Raw genomic sequence first — 1,618 nt, 5'->3', positions numbered from 1 at the left:
TCAACGCGCGACGGGCATAGTGAACTCAGCGCCTTTCGAGATGCTTTCGGGCCAGCGCTGCATGATGGATTTCTGCTTGGTGTAAAAGCGCACGCCCTCTTCGCCGTAGGCGTGGGTGTCACCGAACAGGCTCTTCTTCCAGCCGCCAAAGCCGTGCCAGGCCATCGGCACCGGGATCGGCACGTTCACTCCGACCATGCCCACCTGAATCTGACGCCCGAACTCGCGCGCGGCGTTGCCGTCGCGGGTGAAGATGCTCACACCATTGCCGAACTCGTGGTCGTTGATCAGCTGCACGCCCTCGGCAAAGCTGTCGACGCGGATGCAGGACAGAACCGGACCAAAGATTTCCTCGCGGTAAATGGTCATATCCTTGGTGACATTGTCGAACAGCGTGCCGCCCATCCAATAGCCATCCTCGTGACCCTCAACCGTGTAACCCCGGCCATCGACCACCAGATCAGCGCCCTCTTCAACGCCTTTGGCGATATAGCCGGTGATCCGCTCATGCGCGGCTTTGGTGACGATCGGGCCCATCTCGGCGTCCATCTCGACCCCGTTCTTGACCTTCAGCGAGGCCAGGCGCTCCTTGATCATCGGCACGATCTTGTCGGCCACATCGCCGACCAGAGTGGCCACCGAGATTGCCATGCAGCGCTCACCGGCCGAGCCATAAGCCGCGCCCATCAGCGCATCGACGGCCTTGTCCAGATCGGCGTCGGGCATCACCAGCATGTGGTTCTTGGCCCCACCCAGCGCCTGCACGCGCTTGCCGTGACGGGCGCCGGTCTCGTAGATGTAATTCGCAATCGGGGTCGAGCCGACAAAGGAAATTGCCTGCACGTCCGGATGCTCCAGCAGCGCGTCCACGGCCACCTTGTCACCCTGCACCACGTTGAAGACACCATCGGGGAAGCCGGCCTCTTTCATCAGCTCGGCATACATCAGCGACGGTGTCGGGTCGGTCGGCGAGGGCTTCAAGACAAAGGTGTTGCCCGCCGCAATCGCCACCGGGAACATCCACATCGGCACCATCACCGGGAAGTTGAACGGGGTCACACCCGCCACCACACCCAGCGGCTGGCGCAGGGTCCAGTTGTCGATCCCGGTCGAGACCTGATCGGTGAAATCCCCCTTGAGCAGCTGCGGGATGCCACAGGCGAACTCGACGATATCAATGCCGCGCTCAACCTCGCCGCGGGCGTCGGTGAAGACCTTGCCGTGCTCGGCGGTGATCGCGCGGGCCAGCTCGTCCTTGTGTTCGTTCAGCAGGTTCAGAAACTTGTTCATCAGACGCGCGCGGCGGATCGGAGGCACGTTCGACCATGCCGGAAAGGCCGCCTTGGCCGCAGCAACCGCCTTGTCCACATCCGCCACCGAGGCCAGGTCAACCTGCCCCGTCAGAGCCCCCGTCGCCGGGTTGAATACGTCCTGGGTATTGGTGCGCGCGCCGGCATACACCTCGCCATTGATGTAATGGCCAATTGCACTCGTCGTCATGGATGCCTCCTCCTTGAGTTGGCCCAATCTGCCAAAACCAGCGCAAACAAATCCAATGACTAATCGAGTCACATGATATAAACAAAATTAATATGAGACCCATCTCCGACATCCGTAT

The 1,618-nt window shown here is 61.2% G+C and carries 1 protein-coding gene; it reads right to left on the bottom strand.

Going from position 1 to position 1,618, the window contains the following annotated elements; genetic code table 11:
• Complete coding sequence (locus RUESEDTHA_RS20750; RefSeq protein ID WP_180888494.1) at positions 1-1,500, bottom strand: CoA-acylating methylmalonate-semialdehyde dehydrogenase; 1,500 nt, start codon at positions 1,498-1,500, stop codon at positions 1-3.
• Positions 1,501-1,618: the final 118 nt, after the last annotated feature.

This window comes from Ruegeria sp. THAF57 (assembly GCF_903914075.1).
Taxonomy (GTDB): domain Bacteria; phylum Pseudomonadota; class Alphaproteobacteria; order Rhodobacterales; family Rhodobacteraceae; genus Ruegeria.
Note: the sequence above shows the minus strand (reverse complement) of the source record. Positions and strands in the feature narration are given on the sequence as shown.